This is a genomic window from Pseudoalteromonas sp. J2K-J599, assembly GCF_059295115.2.
On the sequence record NZ_CM200272.1, the window covers coordinates 92,588 to 113,468 of the forward strand.

Sequence of the window (20,881 nt, forward strand, 5' to 3'; positions counted from 1 at the left end):
TGTTTTTCGAGGTTGAAAATGTCTATTCGTAAACGTCTGACCTTAATTTTACTTTCAATGATGGTGCTAACTTGCTTTTTAGCATTAGTAAAAGGCTATCAAAAAAGCATGCACCACGGCGAAATTTTGCTTGATGATGAGCTTAAAATAGTGGCTGGCGTTTTAATTGAGCAACCATTGGCACTGAGCACAGATGCAGTACAAGTAAGTAATAATAGCGCTCAGTTGTTGTATCAAATTTGGCAAAATAATAATTTACTTAGTGGCTCATCGAGTTTAACGAATAACCAAATTAGTTTTAGCGAGGGCTTTCAAACGGCCAATGTAGCAGGGCAGCGTATGCGGGTATTTGTGATGAGTAAAAACACCCGTAAAGTCATCGTTGCTGAACCTATGGCAAAGCGTTTTGAATTAGCTGAAGCCGTTATTTTATCTGCAATGTTACCAATGCTATGGGCAGTCCCTCTGCTTGCTATTTTTATTAGCTTTTTTGTTAAATACGCATTAGCCCCTCTTACCCGATTATCTAAGCAGTTGGCGTCTCGCCAAGCGAACGACTTTACGCCAATTAACTGGCAAGTAACTGACGAAGAAATTAAGCCGGTTATTAATCGTTTAAACGACTTATTTAAACGCGTAGAAACTGCCTACTTACGGGAGCGATTTTTTGCGTCAGATGCAGCTCACGAATTACGTACCCCGCTTAGTAGTTTAAAAATTAACGTACATAATTTGGCTAATAAACAAAGTAATCTGCAAGACCATCAAGAATTACAAGCTATGTCGCAGGGCATTAATCGCTTAAGTAATATTGTTGAACAAATGCTAATTTTAGGGCGCACTCAGCCTGAACAATGGCAGAGGCAGTTTAGCGAACAATCATTGCTAACGATTACTCAACAAGTCGTATCGGAGCAATACGACAAAATAGATGAAAAAAACCAAACTATTAGTCTTGAAGGTGATGATTTTGTAATTAATGGTGATGAGTTTACATTAACCACACTCATCGCTAATTTACTTAGCAATGCCATAAAATACACCCCCAATACTGGTCAAATAATAATTAAATTAGCATCAAATAATAACAGCTATAGCTGGCAAATTGATGATTCTGGTGCGGGTATGACTGAAGAGCAAAAAGAGCGAATATTCAATCGTTTTTATCGAGTAGGTGGCGATCAGCATCCATCAGGCGAGCAAGGTGCCGGTTTAGGTATGGCGATTGTTCAACACATAATTGCTATTTATGGTGCAACTATTCATTTAGCGAATAGCCCTTTAGGCGGACTAACCGTTAAGGTTACTTTTACAGGAGTAAAAAGTGACTAAACGTTTATTCAATCAGTGCCTTTGTTGTTTGCTATTTTTGTCGTTTAACGCGGCGAGTAAAGAGTACCTTATTATTTTAAAAGATCATTTGTTTTATCCCTCGCAAATTACCATTCCCGCGAATAAAAAAGTAAAACTATTGATAGAAAACCAAGATAGCACACCAGAAGAGTTTGATAGCTTTGATCTAAACAGAGAAAAAGTACTCTACCCAAACCGTAAAAGCATTATTTATATAGGACCGCTTAGTAAAGGGTATTACGAATTTTTTGGTGAGTTTTCGCCCAATACAGCAAGGGGCGTTGTAATAGTTGGTGATGAGGAGGCGCAGCATGCTAATAACTAGTTTAGTCATGAGCCTTAATCAATTACTACCTGTGGCTATTTTATTAGTGCTACTACAAGTAGTTAAAAAACAAAGCGCTTTAAAAATAGGGTCTGCTTTATTAATTGGCGCGCTCATGTCGTTTTTGTACATGCAAAGTGCATCATGGGTGAGCCAGTGGTTTGAACACCAAGGGTTAGAGTACTCACAAATAGGGCTATGTATTACTATATTTATAGCCGTATTAGTATTTGCAATAAAACAAAAATCAGCGGCTTTTTATATTGCTGTTATAAGCACAATAACATTGTATTTAAGCCACTATATTATTTACCTCACCAGTTTTTGGCAAAGTAATGATGCAGGGCAAAGCTTATTTATTGGCACTTTATTAGGTGTTGGAATTTGTTTAAGTTTTAGCGTATTGCTGTACTTTTTAATGAATGCAATTAAGCACCGCTTTGGTATGTATCCGCTTTTTACTTTGCTTGCTTTTAACAGCGCGGCTAAGTTATTAGTTGCACTGGATTTGGCAAGCCAAATAGACTTAATTACCAACACCGCAACCGTGTGGGATTTACGCGATGTATTAAGCGAAAACTCTGAGCTCGGGCGCGTACTGCGCGCCCTTGTTGGTTACGAGGCTACCCCGGATCTAATGAGTGTACTTATATATAGTACAAGTAGCGTGATATTTTTATCACTTTGTTATGTTATTTCGGCTTCAATATCTAAGGAACGTGTATGAAAGCACTTAACCTATATTTAGCGCTTAGCTTTACCGTTTTTTGTTTGTTGGTACTTTCAATCCCAGCAAAGGCCGATGGAATTGTTGTTGATAAGGTATATCACCCCTATGTTTTACCTTTTGAGCGAGAGTTTGAATGGCGGTTAGTGTCGCACCAAACAGATAGTGGCAACATACTAGCGCAGCGTTTGGGTGGTGGCGGTGCTATTAACGATACAATGGCACTAGAAGGCTATTTAGTAGGTGAGCGAGATGACAACGGCGACTTTGGTTTAGAAGCTTATGAGCTTGAACTACGCTGGCAATTAATTGAGCAAGGTAAATTATGGGCTGATTGGGGGGCATTATTTGAGCTTGAAAAAAAACATAATGAAGATGTGTATGAAGCAACTTCGGGTTTTGTGATCGAAAAAGAGTTTGGCAAAACAAGCTTAACTATGAATGCTTTTTTGGTTTACGAGTGGGGGCAGGATATTCAAAATGAATGGGAAAGCGAGTTTAGAGCGCAATATCGCTATCGCTACCGTTCTGCTTTTCAGCCATCTATTGAGGTGTACGTAGGTGAAGACTTTATTGGCATAGGGCCTGGGTTTATAGGTTTGCAGCGTTTTGATAGACAAAAGCAGTTAAAATGGGAAGCGGGTTTTATCACTGAAATAAGCCAATCAGAAAAAAATCATAGTTTTAGGCTCGCATTAGAATTTGAATTTTAATAACCAATGAAAGCGGTTTTGGTTGTTTATCATTCTGATTGTAGATAGGTACTTGACATATTTTAAAAAATCTATATAGTGGGCTGCAGCTAGAAAGAAAGCATGTAAGCTATAAATCTCCATTTCGATGTTGTATAAGTAATACTTGTAGTACCGTCCTGAAGTTTTTAAAGTACCATCTCATTTTTTGCTACACCCGCTCTTATGAGCATATTTTTTATTTATATCAGGATATTACAATGTCTAACATCGTATCAGGTACAGTTAAGTGGTTCAACGAGTCTAAAGGTTTTGGTTTCATCGAGCAAGAAAATGGCCCAGACGTTTTCGCACATTTCTCAGCAATCAAAAGCGAAGGTTTCAAAACTTTAGCTGAAGGCCAACGTGTAGAGTTCACTCTTTCACAAGGTCAAAAAGGTCCACAAGCTGATAACATCACAGCTGTATAATTTTACTTTTTAAGTAAAATGAAAAAAAGCGCTTAAGGCGCTTTTTTTGTGTCTGAAATTTGACACAACCTAAGCTGCACCTATTATTAATGTAAGTTCATCAGTAGGTATCGTTATCATTAAATCCTTCCTTATACTTGTTTTTATATTTATTAGTCATTACGCACAGGCTGAAGATTTCAAGCTCACGGTCTACACTGAGCACTTTTCGCCATACAATTTCGAAAACAAAGCGGGTCAACTTATTGGCATAAATCTCGATATTGTAAAAGATGTATGCATTGCGTCAGACATTACCTGTGAATTTAAAATACTTCCTTGGAAACGTGCTTACAGCCTAGTCCAAAAAGAAAAGCATTCAGGTATTATCTCTATCGCTAAGACATCTCAAAGAACGCCTATTTTTAATTGGGTAGGGCCTTTGGCATCCAGTGAAACATTTTTTTATAAACTTAAAAAAAATACTCAGTTAAAAATGAATAGCTTAAATGAAGCAAAGCAGTTTTCACTTGCTATCGTAAGAGGGGATATTTACGAATCCATAATTAAAAAAGTAGGGTTTGAAGCAGGTAAAAACCTTTTGTCCATAGGTGATGAAAAGCAATATATGCACTTGTTTTTAAATAGTAAAATAGATTTGATTTTAGGCTCTGAATACACCATTGGTTATCAACTTTCGCCTTTTGGGTATAGTGAAGACGATGTCGTTAGGCTGCAGGAATTACCATTACCTGAGATAGCAGGTAACTACATCGCGTTTAATAAATCAGTACCCAATTACATTGTAGAGCGTTTTAATAGGGAGTTTGAAAAGCTTAAAAAGAAGGATAACTTTTCGGCTTATAAAAAACGTTATAAGCGCTAATGTTAGTGCCTGTAAGGCAGCCCTTTCTTTTGCTTTATTTTTAAAAATGCAGCTTGCAGTGCTTCTATTAAATGCATATCTGTTTTTTTATTCGCAGCTAAATAAGCATCAATTGTTAGCTCATCTATTTTATAAATAAACTTTAAGTGTGCTGGTTTGAGCTTTAGATAATCACTCATCTGCTGCATATATAAAGGATCGTCTACAATTAAATCTACTTTTCTAGCTAGTAGTAAAGAGTATGACTTTTGAATGTCAGAGGTTAAAACAACTTCAAACCCCAGTTTTGCGAGGGTTTGTGTTGAAAAGTCATTGCGCTGCATAGCAATTTTGTACACTTTGGCTTGTTCAGTAGTGTTTATAATAAGATCATCTCGCTCTGATAGGCCAATAAAGCCTAGTTCAAAACGTCCGACAGGCCCTATCCAATAAAATTTGTCTTCTCGCTCTACAGTGCGTGCAAGGCTGTATATAAAGGTATTTTTAAGCTCATCTGCAATTTTATAAGCACGTGCCCAAGGGTATATTTGAATGTTAGGTGTTAGATCAGCCTCAGTAAATATATCTCTAATAAATTGAGTACCTTCACCTGCTACCTTCACCTGCTACCTTCACCTGCTACCTCACCATCAATCAACACCTGGTTTGGCGGTGCTAACTCTGTAACAACAAAGATGGGTTTTTTTGCTTGAACATACACAGAGCAAATTAAAAAAAGAGAATAAAGAATATATTTCACAATAGCGGATCGTTAGTCGGTTAGCTTAAGTAATATAAGTGTGGCTGAAAATACGAAAAACACAAAAAATATTTATGTGAATTTGTTACTAAGATATTGGTTTATTTGAGTTATATAACCATAAATAAGGTTAAATAGCTTGAAGGTTGGGGAGTGTATAAATGTGGAAGGCCTAAAACGATAAAAGGGCCTTGCGGCCCTTGGTGAAGTATCGTTCAAGTCAGATAGAGCTTTAACCCCTTAAAGCGCTATCCTCTTGTTTTGCAACACCGGTGTTCATCTCAATAAGTTTCTAAGCTAGCGAGAGGAAAAACCCAGCAATTGCTGCGCTCATAAGGTTAGCCATAGATCCTGCTAACACTGCTCTGAGCCCTAAGCGTGCGATATCCTTCCGCCGACTAGGCGCCATACCGCCTAACCCACCTAGTAAAATGGCTATCGATGATAGGTTAGCAAAGCCACATAGAGCAAAAGTAACAATTGCTTGTGTGTGCGCGCTTAACGTATCGCGATAATTTATAAAGTCTAAGTAAGCAACAAACTCGTTCACTACTATCTTTTGACCAATAAAGCTGCCGGCTATAATTGCTTCATCCCATGGCACACCTAGTAACCATGCAACAGGAGCAAATACATAACCTAATATTTCTTGAAGCGTTAATGTTGGGTAATCAAACCACCCGCCAATACCACCTAATAAACCGTTTAGTAGTGCAATTAGCGCTACAAAAGCAAGTAACATTGCACCTACATTAAGTGCTAAATGCATACCGTTTGCTGCACCTGATGCAGCTGCATCAATTACATTTACAGGCTTATCTTCGTCATCTAAATCTAAATCAGCTAAGTTATCTTTAGGCGTTTCAGTTTCTGGCACAATCATCTTGGCCATTAAAAAACCACCTGGAGCAGCCATAAAGCTCGCTGCTATTAAGTACTTAAGATCTACGCCAATAATAACGTAACCGGCCATTACAGAGCCTGCCACAGTGGCTAAGCCACCTACCATCACTGCAAACAATTCCGATTTAGTCATTGTTGCTATAAATGGCTTAACTATCAGCGGAGCTTCAGTTTGGCCAACAAAAATATTTGCCGTTGCTGAAAGCGATTCTGTGCGAGAGGTTTTCAATAATTTTTGTAAACCGCCGCCTAAAATCCTAATTATCCAATCCATAATGCCAAGGTGATACAACACAGCAACAAGTGCTGAGAAAAACACGATAACGGGCAAAACTTGAATCGCAAAAATAAAACCTAATGTGTCTTGTGAGGCAAGTGGGCCAAACAAAAACCCAATACCGTCGTTTGCATAACCAATAACCGACGATACGGCTGCTGACATGCTCGTTAACACATTTTTTCCTGCTTCAAAAAACAGGACAAAACCGCCAATAACTACTTGCATCGCAAATGCTATACCAACGGTTCTTAAATTAATTGCCTTGCGATTAGTTGATGCCGCAAAGGCAATGCTTAGTAGCACACACATGCCCACTAAGCTCATAAATGTTGTCATACAAATGTTTCCCGTTGTTATTCTTGTAGTAAATATTTTATCTTACTTTTTATTATATCAATCGCAACGCGGTTCATACCGCCTCGAGTCACAACTAAATCTGCGTTATGCTTAGAAGGCTCAATAAATTGATAAAACATCGGTCTAACAGTTGCTTGATACTGCTCAACAACAGATTGTAATGTTCTGCCTCGTTGCTCCATATCACGTTGCATACGACGCATTAAGCAAATATCTAAAGGCGTATCTATAAACACCTTAATATCAAATTCTTTATTAAGCGCTTTGTCACTCAATAATAAAATACCTTCAACAATGAGTATTTTAGCAGCAGGCACTCGGCGAGTTTTCTCGCTACGTGTATGCTGTGCATAATCATACGTTGGTACTTCAACTGAATTTCCACTACGAAGCTGTGTTAAATGCTCAAGCATTAACGCATGTTCAAATGCATCAGGATGGTCGTAATTCGTTTGCGTACGATGCGCCATCGGTAAATGCGACTGATCCTTGTAGTAAGCATCTTCTTCAATAATGGCGATAGCGCCTGGTTCAAGCTCATTAACCAATTCATTGTATATAGTTTGGCTAAAAAGAGATTTGCCCGACGCAGACGCGCCTGCAATAGCTATAATAGTAGTTCGTGTCACTAAAGTTCTCACCCACACAGAAGGATATATTGTTGGTAGATCACAATAGCAAAAAAGACACGATTAATCTCTTTTGCTTCGCTTAAGAATGCAAATTTATAATGTTTAGGTTTTATGAAACAGGACTTTTGTCCTGTACGGAAAAATCGATCAGCGGATAAAGTAACCACCTAGAATCAAAGTGAGGTCAAAATGGCAAGAGCAATTATCTTAATGGCAGATAGCCTAGGAATCGGTGCAGCACCAGATGCAGATAAATTCGGCGATCTTGGGGCTAATACATTCGCTCACTTACTAAAAGCATATTACGACGAAACAGGCGCTGCATTATCGCTTCCTAACCTATCAAAACTTGGGTTAGTGGATGCATGTGAAGCTGCCGGTGGAGAACCGTGTTTAATTTCAGACCGCCAAGCTTCTCAAGGAGCATGGGGTTACGCTAAAGAATTATCTAGCGGAAAAGACACGCCATCAGGTCATTGGGAAATGGCAGGAGTACCTGTGTTATTTGATTGGGGATATTTCCCAAAAACACAGCCAAGTTTCCCACAAGAATTTATAGACGAGTTTATAGCTCGTACTGGTATTCCTGGCATTTTAGGCAACTGCCATGCGTCGGGAACAACCATTTTAGAACAGCTAGGTGAAGAGCACGTAAAAACAGGTAAACCAATCTGTTACACCTCAGCTGATAGCGTGTTTCAAATAGCCGCGCATGAAGAGTCATTCGGCCTAGAGAAGCTTTATCAAGTTTGCGAAATCGCACGGGCGCTACTTGATGAAATGAATATAGGACGAGTGATTGCGCGGCCATTTTTGGGTTCAAATAGCCAAGACTTTGCTCGAACGGGTAATCGTCGCGACTATTCAGTGCTTCCGCCAGCACCAACATTGCTAGATGTGTTAGCAAAAGACGGCGGCGAAGTAATTAGTATTGGTAAAATTTCAGATATTTACGCGCATCAGGGCATAACCCAAAAGCATAAAGCACCTGGGCTTATGAACTTGCTAGAAAAAACCAGCGAAGTAATGAAAAGCGCACCAGAACATAGCTTAATCTTTACTAACCTAGTTGATTTTGATGAAAAATTTGGTCATCGCCGTAACCCAGTAGGTTATGCTAAAGCATTAAAAGAATTTGATGACTATTTACCAACTATACTAAAGCAGTTAAACGCAGATGACATATTAATGATCACTGCAGATCACGGTTGTGACCCAACCTTTCCAGGTTCTGAGCACACTCGCGAATACGTACCGGTTATTGCATATAAACCAGGTATGAGTAACACACCTCTAGGTGAACGCAACAGCTTTGCAGATATCGGTCAAACACTGGCACAGTGGTTTAACTTATCTGCGCTTGATTACGGCGACAGCTTTTTAAATGAGCTAACAACGCCAAATAAAAAGGAAAACAATTAATGAGTACTCCGCATATCAGTGCAAACGTTGGTGATTTCGCCGAAACAGTATTAATGCCAGGCGATCCGCTACGTGCGCAATATATTGCTGAAAACTTTTTAGATGATGCAGTACAAGTTACAGGTGTTCGTAACATGTACGGTTTCACTGGTACTTACAAAGGTAAGCCAGTAAGCATCATGGGGTCAGGCATGGGCATTCCATCAATGTCTATTTATGCACGTGAGCTAATTGTAAGCTTTGGCGTTAAAAATATTATACGTATTGGTACGTGTGGCGGTATTGGCACAGATATCAAAATCCGTGACGTAATTTTTGCACAAGGTGCAAGCACAGATTCAAACGTAAACCGAGCACGTGTTCGTGGCTACGATTTTGCTGCTATTGCTAACTTTGATCTACTTTTAAACGGTGTAAACGCCGCTAAAGAGCTAGGAATAGAAGCAAAAGTAGGTAACGTATTTACAACCGACACTTTCTACCAAGCAGACGACTCGTTCTATAAAGACTTAGACAAGTTAGGCATGCTAGCAGTAGATATGGAAACAGCCGGTTTATATGGCGTTGCAGCTGAATACGGCGCAAATGCAATGGCATTATTTACAGTAAGTGACCACGTAATCACCGGTGAAGCAACACCTGCTGATGAGCGTCAAAGCACGTTTAACGAAATGGTTAAAATTGCATTAGAGTCAATAGCTTAAATAATACATAACAGTTCCTTGGTAACGTATTCACTAAGTTTTGGAGACACGCCCAAAGTGAAGTGAGACTAACCTCCAAAGCCGCATTTTATGCGGCTTTTTTTATGCCTTAAGAAAATTGGTAGCATTTAATTCAACCATCTAAAAACTGCGTTTTTAAACGCCTGCAAGCAGCGCGTCTACAGGTAAATTAAACTGCTGAGTGTAAGTTTTCCACGTAGGCGCTAAGCTTGCTCGCGCGAGAAGCGTAGCTTCTAATTACTTAATCACACAACAAACTTTACTTTTAAAAACAAAAAAAGGGCCAAGGCCCTTTTTTATGGTGTTGCGCCTAATCATACAGGCCAAATTCTGAGTGCTTAAACAACTTCACCAGCCACTATCGTATTAAAGCTGTCGTTGTCATGCAGGCTTGCAAATGCGCTCTCGTGTAATAATTCATTACGTAAGTTTGGAGAGTATTCAAGTGCCATTTTAATATCGGCTAATGCATCGGTATGCTTATGTGTTAGTGCATAAGCACATGCTCGTTGCCAATAGGCATAACCGTAATCGCTGTCTATATCAATTGCTTGATTACACAGCTCAATGGCTTGTGCTGTTTCATTAATTTCTAGTAGTGCATCGGCTTTATAAGCAATGGCTTCCACATCTTCAGGTTTGCGATTGAGTATTTCGTCAAAAATTTCAATTTTATTTGCAAAATCACTTTCTAGGTTTGCGCGCATCCACAACGAATGAACTTCGTTAGTCACCGATATGCGTTCTTGGTTGCTGAGTATTTCTTCTGAGCGGACGCGTAGTTTTTCTTCAAGAATTTTTAATCGGTCTTCATACTCGTCTGTAATTACACTCACACGCGTATTTACTATATCTTCTACTTTATTTTTAACATCACGCAACGAGTTCCAACCCACTAAAACTAAAATCGACGCCGTAGCGGTAATTATAAAAAACACATTATTAATGGTATCTGTAGTGTACGTTAATGCGCGATCGGCAGTATCAAGCTGCGCATGAGTAACCTGCTTAGTTACATCTTCACGAAGCTTTTGCTGATCTTGCCTAACTGCTTTTAGCTCATCTAATATGTAACGTTCCATTAGCGGCTTATACATAGGCTCTTTGAGTTGTTGAAGAGCTTGTTGCTCTTGTTGTGCTGTAGGTGAAGCTGGTTGCTTTTCAGCAGAGTTCACTATGCCCGAAAACAAAGTTAAACAAACAAAAAGTACAGATAGGTAATAACGCATTGGTACGCCTAATTAAATTAATTACTGTAATAACTTTAACATGCAGGGCTTAATGGCACTAGGGCGTGTTGTTCTTTGTGGATTAAAATTGACCTAATTTAGATAGGAGCAATAGTTGTGAGAATTTTTTAGCCTAGTGAGCTTAGCAATAATAGGGTTAAACCTGAGCATATTACCCATGCTCAGGTAATTTGAGTAAAAATAGGCAAAAAAAAACCAGCTCAAGGTGAGCTGGCAAAAACTGCTTAAAACAACAATATGTCGTAGGGATTCACAGGGGAACAACTTCATACTAACTGAATATTTATGAACAAATACTTAATTCAATTCAACTAGTTAAAAATATAAGAATACTCAAAGTATTCGGTTTATAAAGTAAAGGTGCATTGGGCTTAAGTAATGCACCTTTATCATTATAACTATCTAACTACAATTTCATGGTGAAGGGGGGTATTCCAATGTGCGCTTTAGTAAACTAAAGCCACTTTCAAACCCTTCACATACTATTACGCCGAAATTTTTCAATTCGATCACAGGTCTAGTAAAAAGATTAAGGTTAATTCACCGATTTTGAATTTTTATTTTGCGTAATACTTTATATGAGCACCATCTGACTTTTCACTATTATTTTAAACGCCACTTTAAGCTTATTGTTAAATACATCATTAACGTAAGGGCAATCAAAAATATAAATTGGAGCAATCGTTTTAAATAGTATGTTGAGGTTGGCGTAGCATAATTTATACGCCTATATTAAGGATACGTAAGCACTTAGGTAGGTAAGCTGAGTAAAAGTAAGCCTATTAAATAAAAATAACCGTTACTTTTTAAAAAGTTATAAACACATAAGCAATAATACTGATTGATTAAGTATTTTACCTTTCTATTATAAGGATTTCACAATGAGCAACCCAACAGCGGGTAAATGCCCTGTTATGCACGGTAGTAATTCAGTTGTTTCTAAAGTAAACACCGATTGGTGGCCAAACACACTCAACTTAGACATTCTTCATCAACACGATACTAAATCAAATCCATACGGCACTAATTTTAACTACGCAGAAGCATTTAAATCTCTAGATTTAGACGAAGTAAAAGCCGACTTAAAAACCTTTATGACAGACAGCCAAGATTGGTGGCCTGCCGATTGGGGCCATTACGGTGGTTTAATGATTCGTATGGCATGGCACTCAGCGGGTACGTATCGTTTATCTGACGGTCGTGGTGGCGCAAGTACCGGTAACCAACGTTTCTCGCCTTTAAATTCATGGCCAGACAACGCAAGCTTAGATAAAGCACGCAGACTTTTATGGCCACTTAAGAAAAAATACGGTAACAAACTTTCATGGGCCGATTTATTTGTTCTTGCAGGTAACATGGCATACGAATCAATGGGGCTAAAAATTTATGGCTTTGCGGGCGGCCGTGAAGACATTTGGCATCCAGAAAAAGATATTTACTGGGGGGCTGAAAAAGAATGGTTAGCACCTAGTGATGAACGCTACGACAATGTAGAAAAACCAGACACCATGGAAAACCCATTAGCGGCAGTACAAATGGGCTTAATTTACGTTAACCCTGAAGGTGTTAATGGTATACCAGACCCTCTTAAAACAGCGGCTCATGTACGTGAAACATTTGCTCGCATGGCAATGGATGACGAAGAAACAGCAGCATTAACAGTGGGCGGCCATACAGTGGGTAAAACTCATGGTAATGGTAAAGCAGAGTATTTAGGCCCAGAGCCAGAAGCTGCTGATGTACACGAGCAAGGTTTAGGTTGGAACAGCACTAAAGAAGGCGGCTTTGGTCGTCATACTGTAACTTCTGGCCTTGAAGGCGCATGGACCACACACCCAACAACATGGGATAACGGATACTGCCACTTACTTTTAAATTACGAATGGGAACTTACTAAAAGCCCAGCTGGCGCTCATCAGTGGGAACCTGTAAATATTAAAGAAGAAGACAAACCAGTAGACGTAGAAGATCCATCAATTCGTTTAAACCCAATGATGACCGATGCCGATATGGCCATGAAAGTGGACCCTGCGTACCGTAAAATTATTGAGCGTTTTTATAACGACTTTGAATACTTCTCTGATGTATTTGCACGCGCATGGTTTAAGCTAACTCACCGCGATTTAGGTCCTAAAGCATGTTACTTAGGTAAAGATGTACCAAGCGAAGACCTAATTTGGCAAGATCCTATTCCAGCAGTTGATTACACATTATCAGACGATGAAATCACAAGCTTAAAAGCACAGCTACTTGATTGCGGTGTAAGCGCAAGTGATTTAATAAATACAGCGTGGGATAGTGCGCGTACGTATCGTGGTTCTGATAAACGCGGTGGCGCAAATGGCGCACGTATTCGTCTAGCACCACAAAAAGATTGGCAAGGTAATGAGCCAGAGCGCTTAGCAAGTGTGCTTAGTGCCCTTGAAAAAGTACAAGCGGGTTTATCTAAACCAGTAAGCATGGCCGATTTAATCGTATTAGGTGGCACAGCGGCTGTAGAGCAAGCTGCAAAACAAGCCGGTGTTAATGTAACAGTACCATTTGCACCAGGACGAGGAGACGCAACAGACGAAATGACTGATGCAGAATCGTTCGATCCGCTTGAGCCTGTTCATGATGGATTTAGAAACTACCTAAAAAATGACTTTAGCGTATCCTCAGAAGAGCTATTGTTAGAGCGCAGCCAATTAATGGGCTTAACAGCACCAGAAATGACTGCACTTATGGGCGGCATGCGTGTACTAGGCACAAACTACGCAGGCACTAAACATGGTGTATTTACTGATAATGTAGGCACGCTATCTACCGACTTTTTTGTAAACCTAACCGACATGGCTAACAACTGGAAGCCACTAGAGCCAGGTATATATAATATTGTTGAACGCAAAACAGGCACCATTAAATGGACTGCCACACGCGTAGATTTAGTGTTTGGTTCAAACTCTATTTTACGTGCCCTAAGTGAATTTTATGCACAAGACGATAATAAAGAACGTTTTGTACATGACTTTGTAAATGCATGGGTAAAAGTAATGAACGCAGACAGGTTCGATCTTAAATAATCTGTACGCTAAATAAAAACGGGGAGTATTGAATACTCCCCCCGTTTTTTATGCGTTTTAATTTCACGTCTAGATAAGCCCGCTTTTTTTAAAGCAATAAAACTTATAAAAGTGCAAAAAGCTTTTGTAGTTGTGGCATATATTCGCTCACAAGTTCAAGGTTGTTTTCGCTTACTAAAGATTCTGTAGACTCCTCAGCTGCGCTTGATGATTTACCAAACGAACTCATTAATGAGCTAGCGCCTTTATCTTTAGCACTTTTCATACTTTGAAAACCGCCCATTACTTTATTAGCAGTTTCTTGATTATCAGCAGAAAGGCCCGACTTAAGATTTTCGATATAAGCCATTGATACTTCAGAACCTACAGTTACTAGCTGCTCTGGCGTAAAACCGTAACGGTTTGTAACACTCGCAAAGCTTTTGTATAGGTCTTGTTCTTTAATCATGCTTAATGCACTGTTAGCTAAAGAGCTTTGTTCGCCAACACTTTGATCTGCAGAACCACCTAGCATACTTGCTAAATCTAAGTCTTTTAACGACTCTTGGCTGCTTGCCCAGCTAGTCACAGCTGGCAGTGCTTTCATATAGCTTTGAAGTTGACCTTCGTTAATATCCTCTGCAAGGCTTGAGAAACTCATCGCTAATAAGCTAAGTGATACAAGTATTTTTTTCATTGAGCATTTCCTAGTATTAAAGTAGTGCCAATTAGAAACTAATAAGCAACACTTGCCAATACAAAATAAAATATTGGCTGATTTATAGTACAATTTATGAGAATTTATTTAAGTTCTAAGAATTTAGTCGATTCACCACAAGCTAATGTACTGATGATATAATGTATTTTTGACAAATAGAGCTGAACACAATGTTAACAATTTCAAATACTGTCACTATCGATGAATGGGAACTAGAGCTCACAGCTATTCGTTCGCAAGGTGCCGGTGGTCAAAATGTTAATAAAGTAGCAAGTGCAATTCATTTACGTTTTGACATTAACCGCTCTAAATTACCTGACTTCTACAAAGAACGCTTACTTGCCTTAAATGATACAAGAATTACCAAAGACGGCGTCTTAATCATTAAAGCGCAAAGCCACCGTACTCAAGAGCTAAATCGAGAAGATGCCCTTAAGCGTTTAAAGGATTTAATTCTTAGTGCTACGGTAGTTAATAAGGCGCGTCGAGCCACCAAGCCCAGCCGTAATTCACAGCGAAAGCGCATGGACAAAAAAACCAAACATGGGCAAAACAAAGCGCTACGCGGCAGCATAAAGTTTTAGCTTTAAATGGTATTAATAAAGTAGATAAGGGGCTTGATGTTTACATGCAGGCACTATTTTTACACCGTATTGCTTGTATAAAAATATAAGTGAGGGCTAGCCTCACTTATAATAACTATTAATATTTACTTAGCCATTTCTAAATCAGATTCTGCATCTGCCAACATTGCAAACTCTTCATCAGCGCTTTTAGCAACTAAGTGTTTTGAGCTGTAGCCAAAGTAATATACGGCGCCCACAATAAACAGCATCATAGTGTATAAAAATGCACGAGGGTCGAACGCATACACACCGGTTAATGCTATAAGCGAAAGCACTAAAGCAATACTTGAAGTTACTACACCACCAGGGGTTTTATACGGGCGAGGTAAATCAGGTTGTTTAACGCGTAGTAAAATATGGCTCAGCGCCATCAATGCATACGATACAGTTGCACCTACTACAGCCATTGCAAGTATTAAATCACCCTCGCCACTAAGTGATACTAAAAAACCAAATACGGCAGGTACAATCAACGCACGTGCTGGCACTTTGCGATTAGTCGTAATCGACAACGAACGCGATAAATATCCGGCTCTAGATAAAGCAAACACTAAACGACTATAACCATAAATAATAGAGAAAAACGAAGCAACTAAACCCGCAAGCCCTAATATATTTACTACAGTTGCTAAGCCCTCACTACCCGATGCATTTAATGCATCAACCAAAGGTACAGCACTTGCGCCCATTGCAGCAGCACCGCCAGCGCCAGGCACTAAAACAACAACTAAAAAAGCAGTAAATAACAAAAAGATCATTGCACCAATAATGCCTTTTGGCACATCTTTAGCGGGATCTTTTGCCTCTTCTGCAGCAAGCGGTACACCTTCCACCGCTAAAAATAACCACATGGCAAACGGTAATGCAGCCCAAACCCCGTACCAACCTAAAGGTAAAAACTCACTGGCTCCCACTGCATCGGTTACGGGGACGTCAAATAAGCGTGATGCATCAAAATTTGTAATTAAAACAAAAGCCGTTGCAATAATAGCTAATACTGCTAAACCACTTATTACCATCATTACTTTAAGTGCTTCTCCTACGCCTGCTAAATGAATTCCCACAAATAGTAAGTAAAATAATGCATATACCCATGGTCCATTAAATCCAGTGAGGGCTTCAACTGCAGAGCCTATAAAAATAACAATAGCAGCGGGTGCTAAGGCGTATTCAATTAATACCGCAAGCCCGGTTAAATAGCCTCCCGCAGGCCCCATAGCTTGGCGCGCAAAACTATAACCACCGCCTGCTGCAGGTATTGCAGCTGACATTTCAGCAAGCGACAATACCAGCGCTAAATACATAACTGCCATTAACACTGCAGCAATGGCAAAGCCACCCCAACCCGCTTCGGCAATACCAAAGTTCCAACCTGCAAAGTCACCCGATATTACATACGACACACCCAAACCTGCGAGTAATAACCACCCCGCAGTACCTCGTTTTAACTGTCTTTTAGCAAGGTACTCTGTATTATTAGTAGACATAACCCTTCTCCGTTGATGTTTAGTTTTTATTGTTTTATTTCATGTGTTTTTAATTAAAATTACTCAGCAATTAAAAAGTTAGTGGTTGAAACCTGATGCTCAATTACATCGTCTTGTGTACGGTCTTTTAAATTAACCCCAGTTAGTTTTAGTTTTTTAGCTTCACGTAATAAGTACAGCGCACGCCTAGCCGCTTCTGTATAAGGTAGGCCTGCTGGGCGAATATTCGATATGCAATTACGACATGCATCGTTAAGTCCTGTTTTAGGCTCCCATGTTAAATACAAGCCAAGGCTATCTGGCGAACTAAGTCCTGGGCGCTCTCCTATTAACACCATAACTACCTGCGCATTTAGCAACTCACCTATATCGTCGCCAATTGCTACTCGACCTTGTTCAACCAAAGTAATGGGGGCAATTTTAAATTGCTTGTCTGTTGTAAGGTGCGCTAATAGCTCTGTTATAAATGGGCATGCATTTTTTTGTACCGCTAACGAGGAGAGTCCATCAACCACTACAATCGCTAAATCGTATTTAGCCTGCGTAGTGTGCTTTTGTTTATTCATATAGCTGAGAAGTATTTGCCTACCATTTTCATCAAGCTTGCGGCCTAAATCGGGTCGCTGAAGGTAAGTAACCCTGTCAACGGCTTGGCTGTGTAAATGCAGGGGAGGGTCAACCTCTTTTAGAGCACTAATACTGCCTATTTGCTCAGTTATTTCGTTAATATCAAGCGGAAAACTCACCGCATCGCGTGCTTGTGCATGAGATAGCTGAAAAGCCAGCATTTCTGAGGTGGGTAAACTTATACCCGCACGCCCAAGCCCAATACGGGCGTCGGTAAAACGGCGTAAATCACTCCAAGGGTTATGCACTACATTACCGTTATTTTTATGCTCGTTTACTGAGTCATCTAAAGGAGTGCTCTGTTTTAAACGTGATTTCATGAGCCACCTCCAGTAATTGCACCCAGAGGTTTAGCAAAAGCGGGAGGCAAGGTATCTGAAAGTGTAATATCGGTAGTGCTTTGCATTATTTTCATTTTGCTTAGCCATGCTTCAAACTCGGGGGCAGGTCTAGAGCCAAGTACACGGCGAACATATAATGCATCATGAAAAGACGTAGTTTGGTAATTAAGCATAATATCGTCAGAGCCAGGTATTCCCATTACAAACGAGCAACCAGCAACACCTAATAGCGTAAGCAAGTTATCCATATCGTTTTGATCAGCCTCTGCATGATTGGTGTAACACACATCGCATCCCATCGGTATACCTAGTAACTTAGCGCAAAAATGATCCTCAAGTCCTGCTCGGGTAATTTCTTTACCATCAAACAAATATTCAGGGCCAATAAACCCCACCACGGTATTAACCAGTAACGGGTTAAACTTACGAGCAACGGCATAAGCGCGAGCTTCGCACGTTTGCTGATCAAGCTCATGATGCGCATTTGCTGAAAGCGAACTGCCTTGCCCAGTTTCAAAATACATTACATTATTGCCAACAGTGCCACGCTTTAAACTCAAAGCGGCATCTTGCGCTTCAGCCAAGGTATTTAAATTAAAACCAAAACTTGAATTAGTAGCCTCTGTGCCACCAATCGACTGAAATACTAAATCAACTGGTGCGCCAGCTTCTATACATTCAATGGTGTTAGTAACATGGGTGAGCACGCAGCTTTGGGTCGGCATGGCGTACTTTTGAATAACATCATCCATTAACGTCATTAACTTAATGGCTTGGGCAACGTTATCGGTTGCAGGGTTTATACCTATTACTGCATCGCCATTACCGTATAGCAAACCATCAAGCATGCATGCAGCAATACCATTAATATCGTCAGTTGGGTGATTTGGTTGTAAACGTGTAGATAAATGCCCGGGGAGGCCAATAGTATTTCTAAAAGCACTCGTAACATGGCACTTTTTAGCAATTAATATGAGATCTTGATTGCGCATTATTTTGCTAACTGCAGCAGCCATTTCCGGCGTAATACCTTGTCTTATACTTGCAAGTACAGCAGGTGTTGCAAAGTCACTTAAAAGCCAATTACGAAAATCGCCTACGGTTAAATGTGCAATAGCCATAAAGGCATTCGCATCGTGCTCGTCAATAATTAAGCGTGTAATTTCGTCATCTTCGTAGGGAATAAGTACCTCATTTAAAAATGTTTTAAGAGGAATATCCGCCAATGTCATTTGTGCCACAGCACGTTCTTGTGCTGATTGTGCAATTACGCCCGCTAAGCGATCACCCGAACGCTGCGGTGTAGCTTTAGCCATTAACTGGGCTAAGTTCTTGAATTTATAAGTATGTGTACCTAAAGTGTAACTGTACGCTTGCCCCATGATTTACTCCACATAACTAATATGATCAACCTTGGTATAGGTTTAGCCGCATCTTTAGCTATAAATCAATATTGAATAGTTACAAGACAGCTTATTTTGTACCAAGTAACTATCGAATTTCGGCAAAAGATTATTTATTAATCCAATTCAATTGGTTACACACGCAAAGCGGTGTTAACTTAAGCATAATGAAAGTGTAACGAAAAAGAGCATCCCCGATATGGCGCAGCAAAGTAGCTTTAACGCACCACTAAAGAGCAAGGTGCAAACACACGATATAGACGAGCAAGCGCATAGCCTTACTCAATGGCAGCAAAAATACGATCAAATGAGCGACGGCAGCTTTTATGGTTGTATTGAAGAAACGGATTACGCCAATATTCATGTGTTTAAAGAATACACTGAGCGAGCGCTTCGTCAGCAATGTAACATAGCCCCTAATTCGGTTTGGCTTGGCATTCCTTGTCAGTCACAGCAAAGTAAAATTAATGGTTTAAGTGTGGCAAGTAATCAATTTATGTGCCGTACAAGTGATAACGACTTTGAGCTGATAACCCCTGAGCAATTTAATATTTATGGTTTGGTAATCGATTGGAACTCAATTGAATATATGGCGCAGCTACAAGGCGTAACATTGAAAAACCTCGTATCTGCACAATCAGCTCGCTTATCGGTGAGTAACTCATCTTTGCAAACGGCAAGGCAAATAATTAATAGCATGGTTGTAGGCAAGGGCTTTGGACTTAAAACCGAATCGCAACAAGATATGCTAAACATGTTGGCACTACACTTATTACAAGCAGACAATCCACAACAAAATATTGCGCCAAGTTATAAACATCGAAAAGCCGTAGTAGATAAAGTAAAAGATTACGTGGCCACAAATCCACAAAACCCAATAACCATAACTGAGCTGTGCGAGCTTGCTTTTGTAAGTAGGCGCACACTTCAATATAGCTTTGAGAGTATTTTAGGAATTAACCCTTTGCGGTTTTTACGTTTAACACGCTTAAATAATGTAAGGCGAGAGCTAAAAAAACCAAACCAAGATAAGCCCATTTCAGTAATAGCAGCCAATTGGGGATTTTGGCACGCGGGACAATTTGCTAAAGATTACACGCAACTATTTGGTGAAAACCCATCACAAACAGTTAAAAATAATAGTTTTAAAGGTTAAAAATGACACTTCTAACTTGAGTATAAGCACCTGTAGACGTGCAGCTTGCTGGCGTTTAAAAGCACCGCTTTTACATTTAGTCGGCTGCATTAGTAACAAGTAACTTAATCATCACCGAAAAGTGAAAGAGAAAACAAGGACCAGTGACTAACATTACTCGTGTTTTCTTTGTGTAACGCACAGCGCCTCGATGGTGAAATATCATATAGCTTAAAAAAATGGACTTTGTCTGCTCATTTACTCCTCTTTTTCTTCTCTTTGTGCATTCATATTTTAAGGGCTGTTATTCACAAAGAGGTTTAGAGGCGCTGCGCTTTTAGAGGACAGCTTGGAAGTTAAAATAATAAAGAACTAAAAGTAAAAGCGAGGTATAAAGCTTACTATATTCAAAAGCCCTATTTGATCGGTGCTAATTAAGCCGCGATTAAATAGGACTCTTGTCCTGAATGTTTGTTGCTACGTTTAAACGAGCCTTTGCCTTTTTTAGCTTTAACCACTTGTGGTTTAAATAATTTAGAGGTGACCATCGCCGCTAGTGCATTGTGGTTTATAACGCCTCGCCCTGTGTCTACCGCGCTGGTGTTTGCGGTTTTTGCTTTAGATTTTTTAGTCATATATTTCCTATAAACTAATGGTTATTTTAAGTTAAATAATAAAGAGGCTTTTATATTGGCCTATTTAAGAGATGGCGATTGTAGGCTTAATTTTCAACCGCGCAAGTATTTTTAATGCCCAACAGGTA

Annotated in this window: 19 protein-coding genes and 1 pseudogene; 11 read left to right on the plus strand and 9 right to left on the minus strand. The window is 39.6% G+C overall.

Features of this window, described 5'->3' with window-relative positions; genetic code table 11:
* The first annotated feature begins 18 nt into the window (after positions 1-18).
* The 6 genes from AC5NT5_RS17245 (at position 19) to AC5NT5_RS17270 (ending at position 4,432) form a co-directional block, all read left to right on the plus strand.
* A complete protein-coding gene (locus tag AC5NT5_RS17245; protein WP_494513619.1) occupies positions 19-1,332 on the plus strand; it encodes an ATP-binding protein in 1,314 nt (437 codons plus the stop codon).
* Entirely contained in the window at positions 1,325-1,678 is a 354-nt protein-coding gene (locus tag AC5NT5_RS17250; protein WP_039488807.1) for a cupredoxin domain-containing protein, read from the plus strand. The genes AC5NT5_RS17245 and AC5NT5_RS17250 overlap by 8 nt, the downstream gene beginning before the upstream one ends.
* Positions 1,665-2,405 (plus strand): hypothetical protein, encoded by a 741-nt coding sequence (locus tag AC5NT5_RS17255; RefSeq protein ID WP_024595838.1) that lies wholly within the window; start codon positions 1,665-1,667, stop codon positions 2,403-2,405. The genes AC5NT5_RS17250 and AC5NT5_RS17255 overlap by 14 nt, the downstream gene beginning before the upstream one ends.
* A complete protein-coding gene (locus AC5NT5_RS17260) occupies positions 2,402-3,118 on the plus strand; it encodes a hypothetical protein (RefSeq protein WP_494513620.1) in 717 nt (238 codons plus the stop codon). Before AC5NT5_RS17255 ends, AC5NT5_RS17260 begins: the two co-directional genes overlap by 4 nt.
* A 239-nt stretch (positions 3,119-3,357) precedes the next feature.
* The gene (locus tag AC5NT5_RS17265; protein WP_002959120.1) at positions 3,358-3,567 is read left to right on the plus strand and encodes a cold-shock protein; all 210 of its coding nucleotides are present in this window, start codon (positions 3,358-3,360) and stop codon (positions 3,565-3,567) included.
* Between the two features lie 151 nt (positions 3,568-3,718).
* Positions 3,719-4,432, plus strand: a complete 714-nt coding sequence (locus AC5NT5_RS17270; RefSeq protein WP_310736349.1) for a substrate-binding periplasmic protein — start codon at positions 3,719-3,721, stop codon at positions 4,430-4,432.
* A 2-nt stretch (positions 4,433-4,434) separates the two neighbouring features.
* Here AC5NT5_RS17270 and AC5NT5_RS17275 read toward each other — a convergent pair.
* From AC5NT5_RS17275 to udk, 3 genes and pseudogenes are all read right to left on the minus strand, one after another.
* Positions 4,435-5,171 (minus strand): annotated as a pseudogene (locus tag AC5NT5_RS17275) (substrate-binding periplasmic protein).
* A 292-nt stretch (positions 5,172-5,463) separates the two neighbouring features.
* Positions 5,464-6,690, minus strand: a complete 1,227-nt coding sequence (locus tag AC5NT5_RS17280; protein ID WP_039488805.1) for a NupC/NupG family nucleoside CNT transporter — start codon at positions 6,688-6,690, stop codon at positions 5,464-5,466.
* 17 nt (positions 6,691-6,707) lie between these two features.
* Positions 6,708-7,340, minus strand: a complete 633-nt coding sequence (gene udk, locus AC5NT5_RS17285) for a uridine kinase (protein ID WP_024596281.1) — start codon at positions 7,338-7,340, stop codon at positions 6,708-6,710.
* A gap of 192 nt (positions 7,341-7,532) precedes the next feature.
* Here udk and AC5NT5_RS17290 point away from each other — a divergent pair, with 192 nt between their 5' ends.
* Both AC5NT5_RS17290 and deoD read left to right on the plus strand, forming a co-directional pair.
* A complete protein-coding gene (locus tag AC5NT5_RS17290) occupies positions 7,533-8,765 on the plus strand; it encodes a phosphopentomutase (RefSeq protein ID WP_149592761.1) in 1,233 nt (410 codons plus the stop codon).
* Complete coding sequence (deoD, locus tag AC5NT5_RS17295) at positions 8,765-9,469, plus strand: purine-nucleoside phosphorylase (protein WP_024596283.1); 705 nt, start codon at positions 8,765-8,767, stop codon at positions 9,467-9,469. The genes AC5NT5_RS17290 and deoD overlap by 1 nt, the downstream gene beginning before the upstream one ends.
* A 359-nt stretch (positions 9,470-9,828) precedes the next feature.
* On the opposite strand, the gene AC5NT5_RS17300 is transcribed toward deoD, so the two are convergent.
* The gene (locus AC5NT5_RS17300) at positions 9,829-10,719 is read right to left on the minus strand and encodes a tetratricopeptide repeat protein (RefSeq protein WP_494513621.1); all 891 of its coding nucleotides are present in this window, start codon (positions 10,717-10,719) and stop codon (positions 9,829-9,831) included.
* A gap of 902 nt (positions 10,720-11,621) precedes the next feature.
* On the opposite strand from AC5NT5_RS17300, the gene katG reads away from it, so the two are divergent.
* Complete coding sequence (katG, locus tag AC5NT5_RS17305; protein WP_494513622.1) at positions 11,622-13,802, plus strand: catalase/peroxidase HPI; 2,181 nt, start codon at positions 11,622-11,624, stop codon at positions 13,800-13,802.
* Positions 13,803-13,905: 103 nt separating this feature from the next.
* Here katG and AC5NT5_RS17310 read toward each other — a convergent pair whose 3' ends face one another.
* Positions 13,906-14,478, minus strand: a complete 573-nt coding sequence (locus AC5NT5_RS17310) for a short-chain dehydrogenase (protein ID WP_182672720.1) — start codon at positions 14,476-14,478, stop codon at positions 13,906-13,908.
* A 191-nt stretch (positions 14,479-14,669) separates the two neighbouring features.
* Between AC5NT5_RS17310 and arfB the strand changes: the two genes are divergently transcribed.
* Positions 14,670-15,083: an alternative ribosome rescue aminoacyl-tRNA hydrolase ArfB gene (arfB, locus tag AC5NT5_RS17315; protein ID WP_002959105.1), complete on the plus strand. Its 414-nt coding sequence runs from the start codon at positions 14,670-14,672 to the stop codon at positions 15,081-15,083.
* 125 nt (positions 15,084-15,208) lie between these two features.
* On the opposite strand, the gene eat is transcribed toward arfB, so the two are convergent.
* From eat to AC5NT5_RS17330, 3 genes are read right to left on the minus strand one after another with little or no spacing between them, the layout of a single operon-like run.
* Positions 15,209-16,612 carry an ethanolamine permease gene (eat, locus tag AC5NT5_RS17320; RefSeq protein ID WP_182736600.1) on the minus strand — a complete coding sequence of 468 codons (1,404 nt, stop codon included), beginning with the start codon at positions 16,610-16,612 and terminating at the stop codon, positions 15,209-15,211.
* A gap of 59 nt (positions 16,613-16,671) precedes the next feature.
* Positions 16,672-17,559: an ethanolamine ammonia-lyase subunit EutC gene (gene eutC / locus AC5NT5_RS17325; RefSeq protein WP_494513623.1), complete on the minus strand. Its 888-nt coding sequence runs from the start codon at positions 17,557-17,559 to the stop codon at positions 16,672-16,674.
* On the minus strand, positions 17,556-18,962 hold the full coding sequence (locus AC5NT5_RS17330; RefSeq protein ID WP_494513624.1) for an ethanolamine ammonia-lyase subunit EutB: 1,407 nt from the start codon (positions 18,960-18,962) through the stop codon (positions 17,556-17,558). The genes eutC and AC5NT5_RS17330 overlap by 4 nt, the downstream gene beginning before the upstream one ends.
* Positions 18,963-19,182: 220 nt before the next feature.
* Here AC5NT5_RS17330 and AC5NT5_RS17335 point away from each other — a divergent pair, with 220 nt between their 5' ends.
* On the plus strand, positions 19,183-20,139 hold the full coding sequence (locus tag AC5NT5_RS17335) for a helix-turn-helix domain-containing protein (protein ID WP_182681863.1): 957 nt from the start codon (positions 19,183-19,185) through the stop codon (positions 20,137-20,139).
* A 413-nt stretch (positions 20,140-20,552) separates the two neighbouring features.
* Here the strand turns inward: AC5NT5_RS17335 and arfA are convergent, their stop codons facing one another.
* The gene (arfA, locus tag AC5NT5_RS17340) at positions 20,553-20,753 is read right to left on the minus strand and encodes a ribosome alternative rescue factor ArfA (protein WP_007583517.1); all 201 of its coding nucleotides are present in this window, start codon (positions 20,751-20,753) and stop codon (positions 20,553-20,555) included.
* Positions 20,754-20,881 lie beyond the last annotated feature (128 nt).